Origin of the sequence: Methylorubrum sp. B1-46 (genome assembly GCF_021117295.1) — a bacterium.
Taxonomy (GTDB): Bacteria; Pseudomonadota; Alphaproteobacteria; order Rhizobiales; family Beijerinckiaceae; genus Methylobacterium.
In genome coordinates this window covers 4,821,589-4,842,247 of sequence record NZ_CP088247.1, presented here as the reverse complement: position 1 = coordinate 4,842,247, position 20,659 = coordinate 4,821,589, and the positions used below count along the sequence as shown (strand labels likewise).

22 protein-coding genes and 1 pseudogene are annotated in these 20,659 nt (G+C 69.9%); 12 read left to right on the top strand and 11 right to left on the bottom strand.

What is annotated here, in order from left to right; translation table 11 throughout:
* Nucleotides 1-109: 109 nt before the first annotated feature.
* The 6 genes from tsaE (at nt 110) to LPC10_RS22530 (ending at nt 7,245) form a co-directional block, all read left to right on the top strand.
* Nucleotides 110-1,747 carry a tRNA (adenosine(37)-N6)-threonylcarbamoyltransferase complex ATPase subunit type 1 TsaE gene (gene tsaE, locus LPC10_RS22555; protein WP_231344474.1) on the top strand — a complete coding sequence of 546 codons (1,638 nt, stop codon included), beginning with the start codon at nt 110-112 and terminating at the stop codon, nt 1,745-1,747.
* Nucleotides 1,748-1,780: 33 nt separating this feature from the next.
* Nucleotides 1,781-2,527, top strand: a complete 747-nt coding sequence (locus LPC10_RS22550; protein WP_231344473.1) for a nucleotidyltransferase family protein — start codon at nt 1,781-1,783, stop codon at nt 2,525-2,527.
* 47 nt (nt 2,528-2,574) lie between these two features.
* On the top strand, nt 2,575-3,024 hold the full coding sequence (locus tag LPC10_RS22545) for a tellurite resistance TerB family protein (protein ID WP_231344471.1): 450 nt from the start codon (nt 2,575-2,577) through the stop codon (nt 3,022-3,024).
* A 368-nt stretch (nt 3,025-3,392) separates the two neighbouring features.
* Nucleotides 3,393-5,441, top strand: a complete 2,049-nt coding sequence (locus LPC10_RS22540) for an ATP-binding protein (RefSeq protein WP_231347125.1) — start codon at nt 3,393-3,395, stop codon at nt 5,439-5,441.
* A 143-nt stretch (nt 5,442-5,584) separates the two neighbouring features.
* Entirely contained in the window at nt 5,585-5,788 is a 204-nt protein-coding gene (locus LPC10_RS22535) for a DUF3311 domain-containing protein (protein WP_108942124.1), read from the top strand.
* A complete protein-coding gene (locus tag LPC10_RS22530) occupies nt 5,785-7,245 on the top strand; it encodes a sodium:solute symporter (protein WP_231344470.1) in 1,461 nt (486 codons plus the stop codon). The genes LPC10_RS22535 and LPC10_RS22530 overlap by 4 nt, the downstream gene beginning before the upstream one ends.
* A gap of 22 nt (nt 7,246-7,267) precedes the next feature.
* Here the strand turns inward: LPC10_RS22530 and LPC10_RS22525 are convergent, their stop codons facing one another.
* From LPC10_RS22525 to LPC10_RS22505, 5 genes are all read right to left on the bottom strand, one after another.
* Nucleotides 7,268-8,143, bottom strand: a complete 876-nt coding sequence (locus LPC10_RS22525; RefSeq protein WP_231344468.1) for a metallophosphoesterase — start codon at nt 8,141-8,143, stop codon at nt 7,268-7,270.
* Nucleotides 8,140-9,039, bottom strand: a complete 900-nt coding sequence (locus LPC10_RS22520) for a diacylglycerol kinase family protein (protein WP_231344467.1) — start codon at nt 9,037-9,039, stop codon at nt 8,140-8,142. Before LPC10_RS22520 ends, LPC10_RS22525 begins: the two co-directional genes overlap by 4 nt.
* 186 nt (nt 9,040-9,225) lie before the next feature.
* Nucleotides 9,226-9,738, bottom strand: a complete 513-nt coding sequence (locus LPC10_RS22515; RefSeq protein ID WP_231344465.1) for a DUF3016 domain-containing protein — start codon at nt 9,736-9,738, stop codon at nt 9,226-9,228.
* Nucleotides 9,735-9,950 (bottom strand): hypothetical protein, encoded by a 216-nt coding sequence (locus LPC10_RS22510; protein ID WP_012456626.1) that lies wholly within the window; start codon nt 9,948-9,950, stop codon nt 9,735-9,737. Before LPC10_RS22510 ends, LPC10_RS22515 begins: the two co-directional genes overlap by 4 nt.
* 198 nt (nt 9,951-10,148) lie before the next feature.
* Entirely contained in the window at nt 10,149-10,709 is a 561-nt protein-coding gene (locus LPC10_RS22505; protein WP_231344463.1) for a helix-hairpin-helix domain-containing protein, read from the bottom strand.
* A gap of 328 nt (nt 10,710-11,037) precedes the next feature.
* Between LPC10_RS22505 and LPC10_RS22500 the strand changes: the two genes are divergently transcribed.
* Nucleotides 11,038-12,231 carry a patatin-like phospholipase family protein gene (locus LPC10_RS22500; RefSeq protein WP_231344462.1) on the top strand — a complete coding sequence of 398 codons (1,194 nt, stop codon included), beginning with the start codon at nt 11,038-11,040 and terminating at the stop codon, nt 12,229-12,231.
* Nucleotides 12,232-12,400: 169 nt separating this feature from the next.
* Here the strand turns inward: LPC10_RS22500 and LPC10_RS22495 are convergent, their stop codons facing one another.
* From LPC10_RS22495 to LPC10_RS22475, 5 genes are all read right to left on the bottom strand, one after another.
* Nucleotides 12,401-12,649 carry a hypothetical protein gene (locus LPC10_RS22495; RefSeq protein ID WP_231344460.1) on the bottom strand — a complete coding sequence of 83 codons (249 nt, stop codon included), beginning with the start codon at nt 12,647-12,649 and terminating at the stop codon, nt 12,401-12,403.
* A 236-nt stretch (nt 12,650-12,885) separates the two neighbouring features.
* On the bottom strand, nt 12,886-13,014 hold the full coding sequence (locus LPC10_RS22490; RefSeq protein ID WP_108942116.1) for a TFIIS helical bundle-like domain containing protein: 129 nt from the start codon (nt 13,012-13,014) through the stop codon (nt 12,886-12,888).
* 96 nt (nt 13,015-13,110) lie between these two features.
* Nucleotides 13,111-14,280, bottom strand: coding sequence for an MFS transporter (locus LPC10_RS22485; protein WP_231344459.1), 1,170 nt, complete (start codon nt 14,278-14,280; stop codon nt 13,111-13,113).
* Nucleotides 14,281-14,356: 76 nt separating this feature from the next.
* A complete protein-coding gene (locus LPC10_RS22480) occupies nt 14,357-15,343 on the bottom strand; it encodes a GNAT family N-acetyltransferase (protein WP_231344458.1) in 987 nt (328 codons plus the stop codon).
* A gap of 214 nt (nt 15,344-15,557) precedes the next feature.
* Nucleotides 15,558-15,944: a DUF2267 domain-containing protein gene (locus LPC10_RS22475; RefSeq protein ID WP_108942113.1), complete on the bottom strand. Its 387-nt coding sequence runs from the start codon at nt 15,942-15,944 to the stop codon at nt 15,558-15,560.
* A gap of 148 nt (nt 15,945-16,092) precedes the next feature.
* Here LPC10_RS22475 and LPC10_RS22470 point away from each other — a divergent pair, with 148 nt between their 5' ends.
* Nucleotides 16,093-17,652: a helicase HerA-like domain-containing protein gene (locus LPC10_RS22470; protein ID WP_231344457.1), complete on the top strand. Its 1,560-nt coding sequence runs from the start codon at nt 16,093-16,095 to the stop codon at nt 17,650-17,652.
* Between the two features lie 77 nt (nt 17,653-17,729).
* Here the strand turns inward: LPC10_RS22470 and LPC10_RS22465 are convergent, their stop codons facing one another.
* The gene (locus LPC10_RS22465; protein WP_231344456.1) at nt 17,730-18,206 is read right to left on the bottom strand and encodes a lipocalin-like domain-containing protein; all 477 of its coding nucleotides are present in this window, start codon (nt 18,204-18,206) and stop codon (nt 17,730-17,732) included.
* A gap of 480 nt (nt 18,207-18,686) precedes the next feature.
* On the opposite strand from LPC10_RS22465, the pseudogene rplU reads away from it, so the two are divergent.
* From rplU to LPC10_RS22445, 4 genes and pseudogenes are all read left to right on the top strand, one after another.
* Nucleotides 18,687-18,995 (top strand): annotated as a pseudogene (rplU, locus tag LPC10_RS22460) (50S ribosomal protein L21); the annotation flags it as partial.
* Nucleotides 18,996-19,128: 133 nt separating this feature from the next.
* Nucleotides 19,129-19,395: a 50S ribosomal protein L27 gene (gene rpmA, locus LPC10_RS22455; RefSeq protein WP_017483720.1), complete on the top strand. Its 267-nt coding sequence runs from the start codon at nt 19,129-19,131 to the stop codon at nt 19,393-19,395.
* Nucleotides 19,396-19,582: 187 nt separating this feature from the next.
* Nucleotides 19,583-20,182 carry a GNAT family N-acetyltransferase gene (locus LPC10_RS22450; protein ID WP_231344455.1) on the top strand — a complete coding sequence of 200 codons (600 nt, stop codon included), beginning with the start codon at nt 19,583-19,585 and terminating at the stop codon, nt 20,180-20,182.
* On the top strand, nt 20,179-20,658 hold the full coding sequence (locus LPC10_RS22445; protein WP_231344454.1) for a hypothetical protein: 480 nt from the start codon (nt 20,179-20,181) through the stop codon (nt 20,656-20,658). Before LPC10_RS22450 ends, LPC10_RS22445 begins: the two co-directional genes overlap by 4 nt.
* Nucleotide 20,659 lies beyond the last annotated feature (1 nt).

Here is a 20,659-nt window from a genome sequence, read left to right as displayed (position 1 = left end):
GCGGGGCTCACCGCGGGCGCGGAAAAAGGGTTAAACATCCCCCGATAGAAGGGTTGAGGCTTAACCCTGAGCGGGGTGGCCGTTCGCGGCTTTGCGGAGGATTGGGGCGTTGAGCGAGGTTCCGGACAGCACGGCGGGAAGCCCGCGGCCCGGCCCGTCGCAGGGCGAGGCCCAGACGCCGCCGGCGTCATCGTCGCCCCGGCGCGCCGCCTGGGAGGTGCTGCTGCCCGAGGAGGGCGCGACCGAGGACATGGCCGCTTTCCTGGCCGGCATTCTGCGGCCCGGCGACCTCGTGGCGCTCTCCGGCGGGCTCGGCGCGGGCAAGACCACGCTCGCCCGCGCGATGATCCGCGAACTCGCGGGCGATCCGCGGCTCGAAGTGCCGAGCCCGACCTTCACCCTGATGCAGCCCTACGAGACCCGCTCCGGCCGCACGGTGATCCACGCCGATCTCTACCGCCTGCGCGGTCCGGACGAGCTGGTGGAACTCGGCTTCGACGAACTTTCGGAGACCGCGATCACCCTGGTCGAGTGGCCCGAAAGGCTGGGCCACCGCGAGAATCCCACGCTCACCGTCGAGCTGTCCCTGCGGGCGGAGTATGGCGAGGAGGCCCGCCTCATCCGGATTGACGGCACCGGCGACATGCGCGAGCGCATCGATCGCGCCCGCGCCGTCCGGGCTTTGCTCGCCCGCAGCGGCTGGGACGAGGCCGAGCGGGTGCTGATGCAGGGCGACGCCTCCTCGCGCGCCTACGAGCGGCTGGTGAGGCCGGGCGGCGAGACCGCCGTGCTGATGATCTCGCCGCCCCGTCCCGACGGCCCGCCGGTCAAGGACGGGAAGCCCTACAGCGCCGTGGTCAAGCTCGCCGAGAGCATCCACGCCTTCGTCGGTATGGACCGGGCGCTGCGGGCGATCGGCTTCTCGGCCCCGAAGATCCTGGGTGAGAACCTCGATGCCGGCCTGCTGATCCTGGAGGATCTCGGCTCCGAGCCGGTGATCGAGAACGGCGCGCCGCGTCCCGAGCGCTACGCCGAGGCCGTCCGGCTGCTGGCCAAGCTCCATGCCACCGACCTGCCGACGACCGTGCCGGTGAGCGAGGGGATCGATCACGCCATCCCGGCCTACGACCTCGAAGCCCTGCTGTTCGAGGCGGAGCTGATGCCCGAGTGGTACGCGCCCGCGATCCGCGGCACGACCCTGTCGCCCGAGGCGCGGAGCACCTTCCGCGATCTCTGGGCGGAGGCGCTGAAGGACCTGATCGCCGAGCCCGCCACCTGGACCCTGCGCGACTACCACTCGCCCAACCTGATCTGGCTCCCCGAGCGGACCGGGCTGGAGCGGGTCGGCGTGATCGACTTCCAGGACGCGGTGATGGGCCACCCGGCCTACGACGTCGCCTCGCTGCTGCAGGACGCCCGCGTCGATGCCAGCGCCGATTTCGAATTGCGGCTGCTCGGCCTCTATATCCGCGAGCGCCGCGGCCGGGATATCGGCTTCGACATGCAGGCTTTCGCCCGCGCCTACGCGGTGCTGGCGGCCCAGCGCGCCACCAAGATCCTCGGCATCTTCGCCCGACTGGACAAGCGCGACGGCAAGCCGGGCTACCTGGCCCACCTGCCGCGGATCGAGGGCTATGTCGCCCGCAACCTCGCCCATCCGGCGCTGGCGGCGGTCAGGGCGTGGCACGAGACCCACCTGCCGAGCCTCGTCGCACCGCGGCCGGATGCCGAACCTGCCGCATCCTGAACGCTTCATTTCAACCGGACCGGTCGAGGCGGCATGAGCGCTGAACCCACCCCGAAAAAAATCACCCGCGCCTTCGTGCTCGCGGCGGGCCTGGGCAAGCGCATGCGCCCGATTACCGCGACGGTGCCCAAACCCTTGGTCGAAGTCGCCGGCAAGGCCCTGATCGACCACGCCCTCGACCGGGCGGCGCAGGGCGGCATCGAGACGGCGGTGGTCAACGTCCACTGGCTCGCCGACCTGATGGAGGGGCATCTCTCCCACCGCACCGGCGCCCCGGCCATCGTCGTCTCCGACGAACGGGACGCCCTGCTCGAGACCGGCGGCGGCGTGAAGAAGGCGCTCGACCGGCTCAACGGCGAGCCCTTCGTGGTGTTCAACTCGGACTCGTTCTGGTTGGAGGGGCCGCGGCCCAATCTCGGGCGGCTGATCGAGTCCTGGAACCCCGAGACGATGGATATCCTGCTTCTCGTCGCCCCGACCGCGACGAGCCTCGGCTACGAGGGCGCGGGCGATTTCGACATGGACTCGGACGGTCGGCTCTCGTGGCGCGGCGAGCGCGAGGTTGCGCCCTTCATCTATGCCGGCGTGGCGATCCTGAAGCCGGAGCTATTCGCCGACACGCCGGAGGGCTCCTTCTCCCTGACCCTGCTGTTCGACCGGGCGGTCAAGCGCAACCGCCTCCACGGCCTGCGCCTCGACGGGCAGTGGCTGCACGTCGGCACGCCGGAGGCGATCCAGGCGGCCGAGGCGCGGGTGCAGGAGAGTGCGCGGATCGTTTGACCGGCATCCCCGTTGTCGGGGCTCTGCCACGGGGTTTTGTACGAGACATGGGCCTTCTTCACGCTGCGGTCGAGCAGTTCCGCACCACCCTCAAGGCCTATGCCGGCGACGAGACGCTGATGCAGGCGGCGGTGTCGGCCTGCGCCAACGTCGCGGTGGCCGACGGCGAACTGATGACCGAGGAGTTCGAGACCGCGCTCGCCGGCATCCGCGCGAACCCGATCATCGAGAAGGGCTACGACAGCCTGATGCTGGAACACGCCCTCTACGAAGGGCTCGGCCGCGCCCGCACCCGCGCCGGCCGCGCGGAAAACCTCGTTCGAATCGGCGCGATCGCCGATCGGCCGGAGGAGCAGCGCCGCAACGTTTTCCTCGTCGCGGCCGACGTCGCCGACCACGAGGGTATCGGCCGCGAGGAGCACGCGGCGCTCGCCGAGGTCGGCGCCGCGCTCGGGCTCAATGGCGACGCGCTGCTGAGGCGGTTTCCGGAGGTTTGAGCCGGTCCCAAGCATCTCCTCGCCCCGCTTGCGGGGAGAGGGCTTTACCGACCTCGTCGTCGGGTAAGCGAGGCGGTCGCCGAAGGTGAGGGGCTTCGCCGGAAGAGCCTCTTTCGGAAGCGCCCCCTCACCTCCGCTTCGGCTTCGCCTCCGCCTCCCGCAAGCACGACGAGGGGCCTGCGGGCCTTTCCCCGCGGGCGGGGAGAGGGGATACCCGGCGGCACCGAACCGGCAAAATCCCGCCTATTCCGCACACTCCCCCTTAAGCCTCTTTCTCAAGCGGCGCTTCACGCCCGACTGGCATGATCGTCCCTCTGACGATCCCGGCTTTCGACCTCGGCCGGCCCTGGGGGATGTTCGTGGAACCGATGACCCTTGCGGTGAGCGTGATGGGCCTGAGCATCGCCGCGGCGATGCTGGCGCTGATCCTGGTGTCGCTGCGCCGTCGCGGATCCGTCGTGCCGGATTCCGACATGACGGAGGCGCTTCAGGACCGGCTCTGGCAGATCGCCGAGAGCGAGGAACGCTACCGGGTGCTGGTCGAGGCTACGACGGAGGTCGTGGTGCAGCGGGACGGGCAGGGGCGGATCACCTTCGCCAGCGAGGGCTTCGCCGCCCTGCTCGGCGTAAGGCCGCTGGAGCTGATCGGCTCGACGCTGAGCCCGCAGGTGATCGAGCGCGGTGCGAGCGCGCAGCGGCCCGACGGCGTGCGGGTGGTCGAGGAGCGCCTGATGCCGGTGGACGGCGTGCCGCGCTGGTTCTCCTTCATCGAGATGCCGGCGGCCGGCCGTGCGGACGGGCCGAGCTGGCTGCGGGCCGGCCAGGACGTCACTGAGCGTGTGGAGGCCGCGCGCTCCCTCGACGAGGCGAAGAGCCGGGCGGAGGCCGCCAACGTCGCCAAATCCCGGTTCCTCGCCACCGTCAGCCACGAGCTGCGCACGCCGTTGAACGGCATCCTCGGCATGGCCGACCTGCTGCTCGAGACGCGGCTCGACCCCGAGCAGCGCACCTATGTCGAGGCGTTCCGCACGAGCGGCAAGGCGCTGCTCGGCCTGGTCGACGGCATCCTCGACTTCTCGCGCATCGAGGCCGGTCGCCTCGACCTCGCCGCCGAGCCCTTCGACGTCGCCGCCCTGGTCGAGGGCGTGGTCGAGCTGCTTGCGCCGCGGGCGCAGGACAAGGGCCTGGAGATCGCCCTCGACATCGCCGACGACCTCGCCGCCTCACGCATCGGCGATGCCGACCGGGTGCGGCAGATCCTCGTGAACCTCGCCGGCAACGCCATCAAGTTCACCCAAGCCGGCGGCGTCGGCGTCAGCCTCGCGCGGGCGGGGCAGGGTCCGGGAGAAGGGCTCGTCCTCACGGTCGAGGATACCGGCCCGGGCATCCCCGAGGAGCGCATCCCGATCCTGTTCGAGGAGTTCGAGCAGGGCGAGGACAGCGCGAGCCACGAGGGCACGGGGCTGGGGCTGGCCATCACCCGCCGCCTCGTGGAGCGGATGAACGGTACGATCGAGGCCCGCTCGACGGTGGGGCGCGGCTCGACCTTCCGGGTGGTGCTGCCGCTCCCGGCGGCGGACTGTGCGGAGGCCGCCCGGGTCCCGCGCCTCGCTCCGCGAAAGGTGCTGATCGTTGCCGACTCACCCTTCCAGGCGCCCTACCTGGCGCGCCGGCTCAGCCGCTCGGGTGCCGCGGCGGTGGTGGTCGACAGCGCGGATGCCGGGCTCGACGCGCTGGCGGGCATCGCCTTCGACGCGCTCATCGCCGACCGCAGCCTGGGCGACGCCGCCGTGCGGCGTCTTGCGGCGGAGGCCACCCGCAGCGGCGTGCGCTGCAGCCTGATCCTGCTCTCGCCCTTCGACCGGCGGGAATTCGGCGCCCCGAACGCGGCGGGGTTCGACAGCTACCTGATCAAGCCGGTGCGCGCCCGCTCGCTGTTCGACCGCCTGCTGGAACCGGGATCCGCCCAGGCCCGCCTCCCAACCGACGCGACAGCAGAACCCGCTCCCGCCGAGCCGGCGCCGGCCGCCGCACCGGTCCGCCGGGTCCTGCTGGCGGAGGACAACCCGATCAACGCGCTCCTCGCCACCAAGGCGCTGGAGCGGCTCGGTGCGCAGGTGATCCTGGCTCGCGACGGGCTCGAAGCCTTGGCGGCGGCGGAAGGGCAGGGGCCCTTCGACCTCGCGCTGATCGACATTCGCATGCCCGGCCTCGACGGCCTGGAGGCGGCCCGCCGCATCCGTGCCCGCGAGGCCGAGACTGGCGCGGCGCCGCTCCATCTCGTGGCGCTCACGGCCAATACCGGCCGCGAGGACGTGGCCGCGGCCTTCGCCGCCGGCTTCGACGGCTTCCTGCCCAAGCCGCTCAACCTGCGCGCCCTGCCGAGGCTGCTCGACCGCCGCCAAGAAGCCGCTTGAGGGGCCACCTGAACGCAAAAAGAGGATTTCATCCCCTCGCCCTGGTGTGAATTCTGCCTCATGGTCCGGCGCCGAACCGACGGGGAGCGTATGACCGGACCGAAGGCACGATTCCGCAAGCCATCGCCGGGGAGGGGCCGTCGATGAAACTGATTCAGTGGCTCGCCGCGCTGCCCGCCCTCGGGATGCTGGTGGGACCGTTCTTCCTCAACCGGGTCGAGCCGATGGTGCTCGGCATGCCGCTGCTCTTGGCGTGGCTCGTCGGCTGCACGGTCGCGACCTCGGCCATCATGGCGCTGATCTACCTCACCGATCCCGCCAACCGGGAACCGGAGGAAGGGCCATGAACGCGGCGCTTCTCATCATCGCGCTCGCCGTCGTGGTGGCGTTGGGCCTGGGCCTCAAGGCGCGCTCGGGCCACGACATGGACATGGAACAGTGGAGCGTGGGCAAGCGCGGCTTCGGCACGCTGCTCGTCTTCCTGCTGATGGCGGGGGAGATCTACACCACCTTCACCTTCCTCGGCGGCTCGGGTTGGGCCTACGGCAAGGGCGGGCCGACCTACTACATCCTCTGCTACCTGACGCTGATCTACGTCATCTCCTACTGGATCCTGCCGCCGGCCTGGCGCTTCGCCAAGGAGCGCAACCTGTTCTCGCAGCCCGATTATTTCGCGGCGCGCTACGACAGTAAGAGCCTCGGCATCCTGGTGGCGCTGGTCGGGATCGTGGCGCTCGTCCCCTACATGGTGCTGCAGCTCAAGGGGCTGGGCATCATCGTCGCCACCGCCTCCTACGGCGCAATCTCGCCGACGGTCGCGATCTGGATCGGCGCGGCGGTGCTCACCGTCTACGTCATGGTCTCGGGCGTGCGCGGCTCGGCCTGGACCGCGGTCCTGAAGGACTTCATGATCCTGTTCGTGGTGATTTTTCTCGGCGTCTACCTGCCGTATCACTACTACGGCGGCATCGGGGAGATGTTCACGGCGATCGATACCGCCAAGCCCGGCTTCCTGGCCCTGCCGGACCGCGGCCAGAGCGCGACGTGGTTCGCCTCGACCACGGTGCTGACCGCGCTCGGCGGCTGGATGTTCCCGCACATCTTCGCCTCGATCTACACCGCGAGCGACGCGCGCACCTTCCGGCGCAACGCGGTCTTCCTGCCGCTCTACCAGCTCATGCTGCTGTTCGTGTTCTTCGCCGGTTTTGCCGCCGTGCTGCAGGTGCCGGGGCTGACGGGCCCGGACGTCGATCTCTCCCTGTTCAGAATCGCGCTCCAGACCTTCCCGCCGTGGTTCGTCGGCATCATCGGTGCCACCGGCGTGCTGACCGCTCTGGTGCCGGGCTCGATGATCCTGATCGCCGGCTCGACGCTGATCGCGCAGAACCTCTACCGGCCACTGGCGCGCAATGCGACCGACGCCACCACGGGCCGGCTCGCCAAGGGGATCGCGCCGCTGCTCGCGCTCGCCTGCGTCGGCTTCACCCTCTACGGCGGCGAGACGATCGTGCAATTGCTGCTGATCGGCTACGCCGTCGTCACGCAGCTCTTCCCGGCCTTCTTCTTCAGCCTCCTGCCCCGCAACCCGCTCACCCGCGCCGGGGCGATGGCGGGCATCCTGGCCGGCGTGGCCGCCGTGGCGGTGACGGTGGTCGGCGGCTATACGCTCGCCAAGCTGTTCCCCGGCCTGCCGGGGCCGGTGCAGGACCTGAACATCGGCGTCGTGGCGCTGGCGCTCAACCTCGCGGTGGCCTTCGCCGTCAGTCTCGTGGGCGGCGGCGCTCGGCGGACAGCGCTGCCCTGACTTTCAGAGGAGGGCCGGACGGTCAGCGCCCGGCCGGCTCCGGCGCGCCGCTCCGCTCCTTGGCCGCGGCATCATCCTCACGCACGTCCTCGAACTCCGCGCCGGTCCAGACCCGGACGGTCACGGTGGCCCGCCCGTCCTCGATGACGATGCGGTTATAGGCGTTGGGCTCGTTGCCGCGCAGCCGTGTCGAGGTGGCCGAGCCCGCCTGCACCGCGAGCAGCCGCTGGCCGCCCGCCTGCGCCCGGCCGCGATCGACCGCAACCATGTCGGGTTCGGTGCCGGTCTCCGGCGCCTCGGCGAAGCGGGCATAGTGGCGGTGGAGGTGGCCGGCCAGCGTCAGCCCGACGCTGTGGCGGCGGAAGGCGTCCAGCGCTTCGTCGGCGCGGCCCACGAGGCGGGCCTCCGCGTCCCAGGGCGGCGGCATGAAGGGGTGGTGGCCGACCACGATCCGGAACACGTGGCTCGGCAAGGCCGCCAGCCGCTCCTCGGTGCGGGCGATCTGCGCCCGCGTGATCTTGCCCTGCGACCAATCCGTTTCCGGCGCCCAGGTCCGCACGGTGTTGAGGCAGACCACCGCGATCTCGTCGTCGAGGAAGGTCGGTTCGGTGTCCCGCGCGATGAAGCGGCGGTAGCGGCCGAACGGATGGAAGAAGCGGGTGAAGAGCTTGAAATAGGCGATGTCGTGATTGCCCGGCACCGCGATCCAGGGCGCGGTGAGCCGGTCGAGGAAGGCGCGCGCCTCCGCGTACTCCTTGCGCCGGGCGCGCATGGTGAAGTCGCCGGAGGCCACGATCAGGTCCGGTGGGTCGCGGTTCAGCTCGGCCGCGAGCCCCTCGACCACCGCCGTGTCGGTGCGTCCGAAATGCAGGTCGGAGATGTGGGCGATCCGTCTCACCGCTTCGGCTCCGGAACGATCACGGTCAGCGCGCGGGGCATCAGACGGTAGCGTAGGGGCGGGGCGATCAAGCGGACCTCTCCATCGTTCATCACCCGCAGCGCGCGCCTCCGGGCGGAGACGGCGAAGCGGGTCGCACTGCGGCGTTCCAGCCCCGGCCCGTCGCGCCAGCGGCCGAGCCCGAACCCGAGGGCCAGCCGGACAAGACGCCACGGCGAGAGCCGGCGGGCGATGTAGAGCGTCAACTCGCCGCCATCGACCTGGCTCCGCTCCAGAATCTTTCCCGGCCCCTCGGCGTAGTCGTTGTTGACCACAGCGAGCATGCGGAGGCGCAGCCGCGTCCGCCGCCCGCCCTCCGAGATCACCGCCGCGAGACGCGGATAGGGTCCGAGATGGCGCAGGGTCGCCACCGCCAGCCGCAGCAGCGCCGGAAGGCCGAGCCGCCGCCCGCGAAATATCTCGCGGTGGCGGACCATGCGCGCGGGCATGCCGAGCACCGAGTTGATCAGGAAGAGGTGCCCGTTGACGCAGCCGAGATCGATGGCGCGGGTCTGCCCGGCCGCGAGAACGGCAATGGCGCGGTCGAGATCGAGCGGGATGCCGAGATCCTTGGCCAGCAGGTTCATGGTGCCGAAGGGCAGGATACCGAGCGCCACGCCGCTGCCCGCGAGCACACCGGCCGCGCCGTTGAGCGTGCCGTCCCCGCCCGCCACCGCCACGGCCGTGACGCCCTCCGTGTGCAGCGCGGCCCGCAAGCGGTCGGGCAGGGGCAGGGTCTCGTCCGGCTCAGGGGCGAGATCGAGACCCGCCCCCCGCAGCCGCGCACGGATCGCGTCCGGCGTCACGCCGGCAGCAAACGCGCCCGACGCGGGGTTGGCGACGAGGACGATCCGCATGTCGTGTCGAGCCCCGCCCGCGTCCGGCCGATGACGGCGCGGACATGGCAGGCTCCGGCGTCGAGCGTGTGACGGGCAGTGCGACTAGAGCATCGTCCTGGATATCGGATCCAGGACGATGCTCTAGGCCTTTTGTGTTGCATCATCTTTTTCCGAAAGCCGGCGGCCACCTTTCGGGATGATGCTCTAGCCCGGCGGCGGGCGCCGCTGCACGAAACGCGCCTGGAACCAGTCGCGCAACACCTCACGCTCGTAGAAGAAGGTCTGTCCGGAGGAGAGGCGGTTGGCGCGCAGCAGGAAGTTGATGTCGCTGACGGCCTCCTCCGCCGCCAGCACCGTGCGGCCACGCTCCTTCAGGGCGTAGCGCAGGCGAAAGCGGGGCGGGGTGATGTCGGTGACCACCCGCACACCCTGGGCCGGGCCGAAGCTCGGCTGGTCGAGCCCGGCGAGGTCGATGTCGAGCACCGCGATGTCGAGCGTCTGACCCGGCGCCAGCACCGGATTGCCAAGCGTCTCGAACAGGCGGCGCATCTCGGCGAGTACGACCCGCAACGATGGGCCCGAACCGAAGCGGTTCTGGGCGTCGGTGTAGCGCTCGGGCGCGACGAAGGTCACCCGCACCTGTGCCGCCGCGGGCGAGGCGGCCAGAGAGAGCGGCGCGGCCAGCGCCGCGAGCAGCGCGAGCGCCGCCGCCCTCATTGCTGCGAGCGCTTGAGGATCGCCTGCAGGGCGCGAGCGACCGGCTCAGTGATGGTGCGCCGGTACTTGCGGTGGACGAGTTGGCCGTTGTGGTAGATGTCCTGCTCGACGTAGAGCCGCTCGCCGTCCCAGCGGACGATGTTGTCGGATTCCGTCGTCTCCTCGACACCCAGATCCCGGCGGAGGATCGGTGCGCCGGATGTCGTTTGCATGGAGCGGCCTCGGCCTTCATTTCGGGAAACGTCCGCCCCTGTTTAGGGCCTCGGCGCGCGCTGTACCAGGGTCGGATGCGCGGTGCGGCCATCGGAGGACGCTCTACCGGTTTCTCTCAGGCCCGCTTGTCTCCAAGACCGTCGCTGTCTCGCCGATCGATCCGCGCTTTCGGCGGCGGGGGCGAGCCGCCGCCGACGTCACCGCGCCGTCACCTGATCCTTGATGCGCTGGTAGGTGGCGCGGTTGAGGACGCGTTTGGAGAGGAGCTGGTCAACGGAGGCGTAGGGCCGGTGCTGGATGATCGTCCGGCCGATGGCGCCGCCGCCCTTCAGCCCGTTCAGTTCGGCGAGCGAGGCGGTGTTGAGGTCGATCAGGGCGACCGCCGCGGGCGGCGCGTTCTCCTCGGCCTCGGCCACCGGATCGGGAGGCGGCGGGGCCGGCGCCGTTCGCGCCGCCGGAGACGTCACCGGCTCGGGTGAGGGATCGGCGCGCGGTGCGGCAGGAGCAGGCGACGCCTCGGCGGCCGGAGGTACCGGCTCCTTTGCCGCCTCCCTGACCGGCTCGGCCGGCCTCACCACCCGCACCGGCTCGGGCGGGGCAGGCAGGCCCGTCGGCCGAGCCGGGCTCACCGTCGCCGCCGCGGGCAGGCCGGCCGGCCTATCGGAGCCGTGCAGCCAGAACGCCTGAACGATCCAGGCCAACCCCGCCGCCGCCGCGATCAACAGGAGGACCCGCAGGATCACCGATCCGCTCAGCACGGGCACCTCCCGCCGCGGACGCGGGACGACATCAAGGTCTCGTGCTCGGCTCCGGACATTGCCGTGATCCTAACCTACGGGCGCGGCACGAACATATGACAAATCCGAGAGGTCGGACACGGTGTTCCCCGGCCCGCCGCGCCAGTCCCGCGCAAGCAAGCGCGTGCAGGAGACCCGCAATTGTCCCATCGGGACCGCTCCTGCCCAGGTTGTGGCAGCGCGGCATCAGCCTCCGAGCAAGCAAGGCCGTGTCGTGCGGGAACGCAATACGGCCAAGCTCGTTTGGTGTAGGCTGGCCCCCTTCCACGGGCTTGTTCAGGTCATGTCGATGCCAAAGGGTTTCCACTGGTCGCGCCTGCTCCTCGCCGCGCTGGTCGCCGGGCAGGCCGCTTCCTGTTCCTCGTTGCCGCGGACGAGCTACACCAAGGATGAGGCGGAAGCCGCGACCGTGCCCGGCATGGTCGGCGTGCGGGCCTATGCCGATGCCAGCGCCGCCGACTTCGTGGCGATGGCCGCCGGCCCGCAGAAGAAGCGTCAGGCCTTCAGCTATCTGGCGCTCTCGGGCGGCGGCGGCGATGGGGCCTACGGGGCCGGCGTACTCAACGGCTGGACCGCCTCGGGCAAGCGGCCGGACTTCACCATCGTCTCCGGCGTCTCGACCGGTGCCCTGATCGCGCCCTTCGCCTTCCTCGGGCCGGCCTACGATCCCTATCTCACCGACATCTACACCAGCGGCGCCGCCGAATCGCTGGTGCAGAGCCCGAGCCTCGCCAACGTGCTGTTCGGCTCAGGCCTGTTCGGCGACGGGCGGCTGCGCACCCTGATCGCCCGCTACGTCACGCCCGACCTGCTCCAGGCCGTCGCCGAGGAGCATGCCAAGGGCCGCCGCCTGCTTGTGGTGACGACGAATCTCGACACGCAGCGCGCGGTGATCTGGAACATGGGCGCCATCGCTTCGAGCGGTGCGCCCAACGCGGTCTCGCTGTTCACCGACGTGCTGACCGCCTCGGCCAGCATCCCGGCGGTGTTCCCGCCCCAGCTCCTCGACGTGCAGGCGGAGGGCCGCGCCTTCCAGGAGATGCATGTGGACGGCTCGGTGGTGACGCCGGTCTTCACCTTGCCCCAATCCTTCCTCGTGCGCGACGGGCGCTTCCGCAACGCCGGGAAGGCCGACATCTACGTGGTCATCAACGGGCGGCTGGAACCCGAATTCGAGGTGACCAAGAACAACACCCTGTCGATCGTCGAAAAGTCCTTCACCACCGCCAGCCGTGCCCGCTCGCGGGCGACGCTGGTGGCCACCGACGCCTTCGCCCGGCGCAACGGAATCGGCTTCAACCTGGCCTATATCGACGAGACCGCGCCGCAGACCGCCACGGCCCGCGGCTTCGATACCGCCTATATGCGCAGCCTCTACCAGTACGGCTATGAGGCCGGCCGCACCGGCCAGTTCTGGCATCCGAGCGTGCCGGCCGCGCCACTCGTCAAGAGCGTGGTGCGGGAAGCGGTGGCGGGGCGCTGAGCCCGCGCCACGCCTCTCATACCGATCCGGTTGATCCCTTCGGGAGGCGGAGTTAGCCGTCGCTCGAGCGCCGCGCGGGCAGGCTGATACCGTTTCCGATTGATCGCTTCGGCTTTGACCCGACGCCGTCATCGCGAGGCGAAGCCGAAGCGATCCAGCGGAGACCGTATCACAGGGCGATGCGCAACGGCTCGGCGCTGAGGCGGACCGCGCCGACGCGGCGTCCGGTCCGACCGACCGCATATTGGAACGCCGCCTCGCGGCTGCGGAAGTAGCCGCCGCCGAGGCCTTGGCTCTCCAGGGCCACCCAGCGGCCCTGTCCGTCCTGGCCGACGATGTAGCTCGGCAAGCCTGGTCTGGCGTCGGTTTCCGCCCGCGGCGATTCGGCGGCCGGAGCAAGGTGGGGCAATGGGGACATGATTACAGATCGGCTCGCGCGGTCCGGTGCGGTGAACCGCGGCAGAAACCTGGGCCTCAAGCTGTGGGGATTCGAGCGCGGAAGAGGGGCAGGGGCATAAAGGCCTCATCAGAAAAAGACCACCCCGCAAAAGGTCACTCCTCCTCGTGGCGCCTGAGATCAAAAAGGGCCGCGCCGTCCTTTCGGACGGCCGGCCCTCGGCTCGGTGTCATGTGGCGCGATGACGTGTCGCGCGGTTACTTGCGCAGGATCTTCGTCACGAGCCGGCCGATCGGGGAACTCGAGTCGGCGTTGCGATCGTCGCGGACGACGGCGCGGTCGTCGGTGCCGAGGATCTTGGTGACGATGCGTCCGATGAGGCTCATGGTTCGGGCTCCTTCGTCGTCGGAATGAAAAACGGTGCAGCTTCGACGGGATAACGGGCACCGCCGGGGCGCCGTTCCGTGCCGCCGCAACCGATCTCAGCCCGCCGGTCCCCGCACGAGGCTGCGAACCACCGGCACCGCGTAGAGCGCGAACAGCAGGCTCATGGCGACGGCGAACCCCTGGGGCGGAGCGAGGTCCATGCCGCCGCCGATCAGCGGCGGCCCGAGCATCAGGCCGGCATTGTAGAGCATCACGAAGGCGGCGTTGGCGCCCGCCAGATCCGGTCCGCGCAAGGTGGCGCCGAGATGGGCGAGGCCCACCGTGTAGAGCGTGCCGACGATCCCGCCCCAGACGAAGAGCAGGGCTGTGAGCCCCGGCAGGGAGGCGGACGCCCACGGGATCAGCGCCGCCCCGAGCGCGCCCGCGAGGCTGCCGCCGAGCAGGACGAGGCGCCGGTCCACCCGGTCGGCCAGCAGCCCGACGGGGATCTGGAACACGACGTTGCCGAGCGCCACCGCGCTCACCAGGGCGGCAGCGACCTGCGCGTCGAGGCCGATGCGCAGGCCGTAGAGCGGCAGGATCGCGAAGGCGCCCGCCTCCACCGCGCCGTAGAGGGCGGCGGCCAGCACCGCGAGCGGCGCGAGGCGCAGATAGGTCACGATCCCGCCGCCCTCGCCGTGCCCGAGGGCGGGCGACAGGTTGCGGGCCAGCACCAGCGGGGTGAGGCCGAGGAAGAACAGGGCCGAACCAGCGAGATACGGCGCGAATCCTTCCGTGCCGAGCAGGGTCAGAAGGGTCGGGCCGATGGCGAAGCCGATCGCCAGCACCGTCGCGTAGATGCCCATCACCAGCCCACGCCGCTCAGGGGGCGCCGCGTCGTTGATCCAGAACTCGGAGAGAACGAACAGCACCCCCATCGTCGTCGAGAAGACGAAGCGCAGGGGGAACCACAGGACGAGGTGGGGAAAGATCTTGAAGGCGGTGAGGCACAGCCCGCCGAGCACGATCGCCAGGATCAGCAGACGTACCACGCCGACCCGTGCGGCCAGCCGCGGCACGAACGGCACCGTGAGGATCGCCGCGAACCCCGCCACCGCCGTGTTGAGGCCGATGACGACGCTCGACGCGCCCATCCGCTCCATTTCCAGCGACAGCAGCGGGATCGACAGGCCGAGACCCGTGCCCACCACCGCCACGCAGGCGATCGCGGCGGTCATGGCGCCGAGGCGGTCGCGATCGGAGACGGGGGCGGAGAGGCCGGGCATGACCTTGGAACGGCGCGTCAGGGTTGCAGGGCGCCCGCCTCAGCAGGCCCCGGCCTCCACCGCAACCCCGCAGCCGTCAGGCGGCGTGCCGATCCGCACCCGCGCCGAAATGTCCGATATAGCGGGCGGAGATGGCCGAGACCGGCAGCACCACCAGCACGTCGGTGGTGCCGAACTGCCGGTCCACCACCGCGCCGTCGCCGAAGGTCGCCCCAACCCGGAGATAGCCCTTCACCAGCGGCGGCAGCGCCATCAGCGCGGCCTTGGGATCGACCGCCTCCTGGGCCAGCCGGTCCATTGCGACATAGCGCTCCGGCAGGGCGCAGGCGCGCCACGCCTCGGGGGCGCGGGCGTGGTGGTGCAGGAAGCTCAAGGGAAGGGCGAGGCGGTCCGGATCGGTGCCTTCCAGGCTGGCGCAGCCAAGCATCGCATCGATGCGGTGGTGCAGCACGTAGGTCCAGATGCCGTGCCACAAGAGTTCGACGGTGCGCTTGGTGCGGTAGGGCTTCAGCACGCAGGAGCGGCCGAGTTCGAGGAAGCGTTTTCCCGGATGGCGCTCCAGCAGCGGCGCGAGGTCGTACTCGCCCGAGGAGTAGAAGCCGAAATGTGCCTCCGCCCGGTCCTGGCGCAGCAGCCGGTAGGTGCCGACCACCTTCGGCCGGGCCTTACGGAAGGGCTTGGCCTCGGTGGCGGTGTGGTCGATCACCAGGAGATGGTCGCAGATCGCGTCGTAGGCATCGACGTCCCGACGCTTGAGCGCGGCCAGGCCGGTCGGCACCGCCGACATCTCCTCGTAGAACACGCGGAAGCGCAGGCGCTGCGCCCGGCGGATCTCGGACTTGGTGGTGGCGAGCCGCACTTCGAGCGGGCCGATGCGGCCGAGCCCCGGCTCCAGCAAAGAGCGCTTGGCCCGTGACTTCAGCAGGATCGGCGCAGCCCCGGGGAGCCCGAGATCGCCGCCCTCGAAGGTCTGCCGGAAACGGGCGAAGGGCGCCTGGACCTTGGTCTCCCAGCCGGCCTTCCACGCCGCCGTGGCCTCGCGCGGAGAAAAATTCGGCAACATGGGCGACACGATCCTGTCGTGGCGGAGGCCGCGCGATGCGTCCTCTTGCGCGGCGACAACACCATGAAGGCCGCACGCTTTTATGACGGAGATTTTTGCGTTTTTACAGAGACTTGCGCGAAGCCGCTGCGAGGCTACGCGCAAAGTTCCCATGCTAGCCGGCGAATGAAAACCGGCTAACGATCGCAAGGGCTTATCGAACGACCCTGCCGCCTCAGACGAACTGATTCAGCCCCGGGATCGAGCCGACGATCGGCCCCATCACGTCCTCGCCGGCCTTCTCGCGGCCATAGGCGAACAGCTCCTGGCCGAGCGGCTGCATCTGGTTCATCGGCACGCCGGCCGAGATCAACTTCTGGCCGAGCGCCATCACGCCGCCGCCCATCATCCCGCCGAGCATGCCCATCAGCCCGCCGCCGCCTTCCGACGCGTTCGCCTCGGCGAGCGCCGTCTCGGAGCCCGGAAGCGCGGCCATGAGCTGGCTCACCTCCGTCGCCGGACCCTCCTTCTGCAGGAAGGCGAGGATGTGCCCGATCGCAGTCTTGGCGGTCGCGGCGTCGAGGCCCGTGCGGTTGGTGACGCGGGCGATCAGCTCTTCCATGAAACGTGTCCTCTCTGGCAGATTTTCGTCTGTCCGATGCGGCGGCGGCGAAATCAAGGGTCGCCCGTAGCCGGGGGCCCTGGATCAGGGACGCAGGGCGCCATACCCTGTCCTGGGCAACGGCCACGGTTTGGGCGAGGGCGGTGAGATGGCGGGCGAGGGGACGATTCTGGTCGGCCGGAGCACGGGCTCGCACCCGAAGCCCGAGGTGCTGACCCTGCGGCTGGCCAACCGCCACGGCCTCGTGGCGGGCGCCACCGGCACCGGCAAGACCGTGACGCTGCAGGTGCTGGCCGAAGGCTTCTCCAACGCGGGCGTCCCGGTCTTCGCCGCCGACATCAAGGGCGACCTCTCGGGGCTCGCTGCAGCCGGCGAGGCCAAGCCGCATTTCGTCAAGCGGGCGGAAGAACTCGGCATTCCTTACGAGCCCGACCGCTTCCCGACCGTGTTCTGGGACGTGTTCGGCGAGCAGGGCCACCCGATCCGCTGCACCGTCACCGAGATGGGTCCGCTCCTGCTCGCGCGCCTGCTCGAACTCAACGACATCCAGGAGGGCGTGCTCAACATCGCCTTCCGCGTCGCCGACGAGAACCAGTGGCCGCTGATCGACCTCAAGGACCTGCGCGCGCTCCTCACCTTCCTGTCGGAGAACGCCAAGGAGCTGTCGGCCACCTACGGCAACGTCTCCGGCGCCTCGATCGGGGCGATCCAGCGATCGCTCCTCGTGCTGGAGAACCAGGGCGCGGACCAATTCCTCGGCGAGCCGGCGCTCAACCTCGAAGACTTCATGCGCACCGACCGGGAGGGAAGGGGCTTCGTCAACATCCTGGCCGCGGACAGGCTGATGCAGCGGCCGCGCCTCTACGCCTCGTTCCTGCTGTGGATGCTCTCCGAGCTGTTCGAGCAGCTCCCGGAAGTGGGCGACCTGGACAAGCCGAAGCTGGTGTTCTTCTTCGACGAGGCGCACCTGCTTTTCAACGACGCGCCGAAGGCGCTGCTCGACGCGGTGGAGCAGGTCGTGCGCCTGATCCGCTCGAAGGGCGTCGGCGTCTACTTCGTGACGCAGAACCCGCTCGACGTGCCGGAGACCGTGCTCGGTCAGCTCGGCAACCGGGTGCAGCACGCGCTGCGCGCCTTCACGCCCCGCGACCAGCGCGCGGTGCGCGCGGCGGCCGAGACCTTCCGCCAGAACCCCGGCTTCGATGTCGGCAAGGCGATCACCGAACTCGCCGTCGGCGAGGCGCTGGTGAGTTTTCTGGAGGCCAAGGGCACGCCCTCGATCGTCGAGCGGGCCTTGATCGCCCCGCCGCAGGGCCGGGTGGGACCGCTGACCCCGGCCGAGCGCGCCGCGATCATCGGGCAGAGCCCGCTGCGCGGAAAATACGACGAGGCGGTCGACAACGAGAGCGCCTACGAGATGCTGGCCCAGCGCAAGCACTTGGATTCCGCTCCGGCTGAGGCCGCGAGCCAGAGCGAGGGCGGGCTGTCGGGGATGCTCGGCGGGCTGTTCGGCAGCATTTTCGGCGGCAGCGAGGAAGCGCCGAAGGGCAAAGGAGCCGGCAAGGGAACCGGTCGTGGCCGGCGCCCGCCGCCGAGCCTCGCCGAGCAGGTCCTCGGCAATGCCGCCCGCTCGATGGCGCGCAAGGTCGGCACGGAGGTGGGGGACGCGATCCTGCGCAACGTGCTGGGTGGGCTGACGAAGCGGTAGACCGCGTCCTCCGCGAGGCCCGGCTTCATGGACGGCCTCCGTCCCCGCCACGGCGGAGACGGGTGCGGTCCGTCAGGTCACTGGGCCCGCTTGAAGCGGATGACGCTGTGCGAGAGGTGGCCGACATCCCAGTTCGGCATCTTGCGCCAGGGCGTGACGACATCGGCATAGTCACCATCCAGCTTGATGGTGCGCCGCTGTTCCGTTCCGACCCATTCCGGGGCCCAGGCCGTCTGGACACTCGTCACCCACTGATCGCCCTCGATGCGATAACGCCCGATATAGGCGACCAGGGTCTTCATCAGCTCGGCCCGCTCGGCTTCGGTCTTGGCAGGCTGCCGGCCGCTGCCTTCGAGGTTGAATGCGACCCAGCCGTCCTTGGTGAAGATCACCCGGCCACGCGGCGTCGGCCCCATCGCCTCAATCAGCTTTCCGGTGTCCTTGTCCTCGACCTTGTAGGACACGAGCTCCCAGGTGCCGACGATCTTTTCAGCGAGCTCCGTTCCGGTCGGGGACGCAGCGACCTTCTCCTCGGCAGAGGCCAATCCGGGCAAGAAAGCCAGGCCTATGCTGAAAGCGAAGGGCAGAATTGTCAGTATTTTTCTCATTTTACACGCCTTACACTATTATAGTGCGAACATTTATCTATAATAAATACCTGCTGAGGCCAGCGCGATTGGAAGACGATTGGCCCGAAATGTATCGCGATGCGCGAAAGGAGCCTCGTGCAGACCTCTCATCTCCCTGCGCGCTCGCCGGCCAGGGTCCGAATGTCTCGAGGGAGTCCGGCTGCGAAATACGACCGGCAAGATGCCCGATCCGTGCGGGTACGATCGGGCCGCGGTCAGGGCGCGGATTGACACGCTGCCCACCACCGACTATCCGACCGGCTCCGCGCGGCTTCCTCGACGAAGTCCGCGCGTTTCGCGTTCGTGCGCTCACGGCTTGGCCTATGCCGCGCGGATGACCTGAACAAGAAGACGGTCCAGGCCCCTCGCGGCGCCGGAGGCCGGCAGAGAACACGAGAGAGAACGATGTTCGCAGTCATCAAGACCGGCGGCAAGCAGTACCGCGTTGCCGCCAACGACGTCATTACCGTGGCCACCCTCGAGGGTGAGGCCGGCGCCGCCGTCACCTTCGGCGACGTGCTGCTGTTCACCGACGGCGATGCCACTCAGATCGGCACCCCGCTCCTGTCGGGCATCGGCGTCACCGGCGAGATCGTGCAGCACGGCCGCACGCGGAAGGTCATCGCCTTCAAGAAGCGCCGCCGCCAGAACTCGCGTCGCCGCCGCGGCCACCGCCAGGACTTCACGGTCGTGCGCATCACCGAGATCAGCGCCGGCGGCAAGACCTCGAAGGCCGAGCCGCGCAAGACCCGGAAGGCCGAGCCGGCCGCCGAGTCCGCCCCGGCCGCCGCCGAGTAATCGGCCGCCCGTCCGAACGCAGATCTAAGCAGAATTCTGGAGCAATCCCATGGCACATAAAAAAGCAGGCGGCTCGTCCCGCAACGGCCGCGACTCCGCCGGCCGCCGCCTCGGCGTCAAGAAGTTCGGCTCGGAGGCCGTCATTCCGGGCAACATCATCGTGCGCCAGCGCGGCACGAAGTGGCATCCCGGTACCAATGTCGGCATGGGCAAGGACCACACCCTGTTCGCCCTCGTCCCGGGCAACGTGCAGTTCGAGACCCGCCGGGGACGCGCGTTCGTCACCGTCGTACCGCTGGCCCAGGCCGCGGAGTAACGGCGGACGCTTGTCGCTGACGACGAAGCGAGCGTCCCGCCGGTGTCCCACACCGAACCGGCGGACGAGTCGCTAAGGCTTCAGGCGAAGCTTCGAGCGGATCGGAACACGGGGGAGGATGGGGCACCATCCTCCCCCTTCGTCGTCCCGGACGGCGCCGCGCGCGCCCTCACATGACCGGCTCACGATGTTCCCCGATCTCACCCGCGACGACGTCTTCCGCATCGAGACGCGACGGCTCTGGCTGCGCTGGCCCACCGCCCGCGACGCCGAGGCGGTCTCGCGGCTCGCCGGCGATCCGGCAGTCGCCGAGATGACGGCGCGGCTCACGACGCCGCTTCCGCTGCACGAGGCCGAGGGCTTCGTGATCCGGGCGCGGGCCGCGAACACCGCGGGCGACGGGCTGATCATGGCGGTCTGCCGACGGGCAGCACCCGCGAACCTGATCGGTGTCGTCTCGGTCGAGGATCGGCCGAATGAGACGGAGCCGCATCTCGGCTACTGGCTCGGACGCCCGTTCTGGGGCGAGGGGCTGATGACCGAGGCGGCCGAGGCGCTAGTGGATGCCCATTTCGCCTATGCCGGCGGACGGGCGCTCGTCTCGGCCGCGATGACCGGGAACCGCGGCTCGCAGCGTGTGCTGGAGAAGTGCGGGTTCCGCCGCACCGGCGAATCGGCGCCGGTCTTCGAGGCGCGGGGCGGCGCCGTGCCGAGCTACACCTACCGGCTCGACCGGGCGGCGTGGCTCAACCGGCGCGGGACGATCGCAGGAGGGCCCTCGCTATGAGGACACGGACGATCGCCGGCCTCGGAGCCGGCCTCACCGCGATCGCCCTCGGCAGCCTGATCTTCGCGATCACCCGCGAGGTGCCGCCGCCGCCGATCGAGCCCGTGGCGGCACCTGCTCCGAAAGCTCGGGGAGAAACCCGGCTCTACTGCGAGTTCTACAACTTCGCGGGCCGCACGCCGAAGGTCGGCTTCTACTTCGCCTCCCCCGCGGGCGGCAGCACCGCCTACGGGCAGTTGTTCCAGCGGGAGGCGGACGGATCGCAGACCCTGTTCGACGAGCGCCCGACCTGGACCTACGATCGATCGGGCGAGGCGCCGACCTTGCAATCGCCGGACGGCGCGATCCAGATCAACCTCTACGGCGATGGCGGCGCCAACGGCCGCCAGCCGGATGCCGGCGGCTGGTTCGAGGCGGGCCTGCGCAGCATCCAATACCTCAACCTCGACGGCCAATGCCGTCGCACGGAGAGTTGAA

Excerpts from the sequence above, each read along its gene's own strand:
- LPC10_RS22490 (WP_108942116.1), bottom strand. The coding sequence starts at position 13,014 with ATGAGCCTCATCGGACGCATCGTCACCAAGATCCTCGGCACCGACGAC.
- LPC10_RS22470 (WP_231344457.1), top strand. The coding sequence starts at position 16,093 with ATGGCGGGCGAGGGGACGATTCTGGTCGGCCGGAGCACGGGCTCGCAC.
- LPC10_RS22475 (WP_108942113.1), bottom strand. The coding sequence starts at position 15,944 with ATGGAAGAGCTGATCGCCCGCGTCACCAACCGCACGGGCCTCGACGCC.
- LPC10_RS22535 (WP_108942124.1), top strand. The coding sequence starts at position 5,585 with ATGAAACTGATTCAGTGGCTCGCCGCGCTGCCCGCCCTCGGGATGCTG.
- LPC10_RS22480 (WP_231344458.1), bottom strand. The coding sequence starts at position 15,343 with ATGTTGCCGAATTTTTCTCCGCGCGAGGCCACGGCGGCGTGGAAGGCC.
- LPC10_RS22445 (WP_231344454.1), top strand. The coding sequence starts at position 20,179 with ATGAGGACACGGACGATCGCCGGCCTCGGAGCCGGCCTCACCGCGATC.
- LPC10_RS22540 (WP_231347125.1), top strand. The coding sequence starts at position 3,393 with ATGACCCTTGCGGTGAGCGTGATGGGCCTGAGCATCGCCGCGGCGATG.
- rpmA (WP_017483720.1), top strand. The coding sequence starts at position 19,129 with ATGGCACATAAAAAAGCAGGCGGCTCGTCCCGCAACGGCCGCGACTCC.
- LPC10_RS22545 (WP_231344471.1), top strand. The coding sequence starts at position 2,575 with ATGGGCCTTCTTCACGCTGCGGTCGAGCAGTTCCGCACCACCCTCAAG.
- LPC10_RS22485 (WP_231344459.1), bottom strand. The coding sequence starts at position 14,280 with ATGCCCGGCCTCTCCGCCCCCGTCTCCGATCGCGACCGCCTCGGCGCC.
- LPC10_RS22515 (WP_231344465.1), bottom strand. The coding sequence starts at position 9,738 with ATGAGGGCGGCGGCGCTCGCGCTGCTCGCGGCGCTGGCCGCGCCGCTC.
- LPC10_RS22500 (WP_231344462.1), top strand. The coding sequence starts at position 11,038 with ATGCCAAAGGGTTTCCACTGGTCGCGCCTGCTCCTCGCCGCGCTGGTC.
- LPC10_RS22450 (WP_231344455.1), top strand. The coding sequence starts at position 19,583 with ATGTTCCCCGATCTCACCCGCGACGACGTCTTCCGCATCGAGACGCGA.
- LPC10_RS22520 (WP_231344467.1), bottom strand. The coding sequence starts at position 9,039 with ATGCGGATCGTCCTCGTCGCCAACCCCGCGTCGGGCGCGTTTGCTGCC.
- LPC10_RS22530 (WP_231344470.1), top strand. The coding sequence starts at position 5,785 with ATGAACGCGGCGCTTCTCATCATCGCGCTCGCCGTCGTGGTGGCGTTG.
- LPC10_RS22550 (WP_231344473.1), top strand. The coding sequence starts at position 1,781 with ATGAGCGCTGAACCCACCCCGAAAAAAATCACCCGCGCCTTCGTGCTC.
- LPC10_RS22495 (WP_231344460.1), bottom strand. The coding sequence starts at position 12,649 with ATGTCCCCATTGCCCCACCTTGCTCCGGCCGCCGAATCGCCGCGGGCG.
- LPC10_RS22510 (WP_012456626.1), bottom strand. The coding sequence starts at position 9,950 with ATGCAAACGACATCCGGCGCACCGATCCTCCGCCGGGATCTGGGTGTC.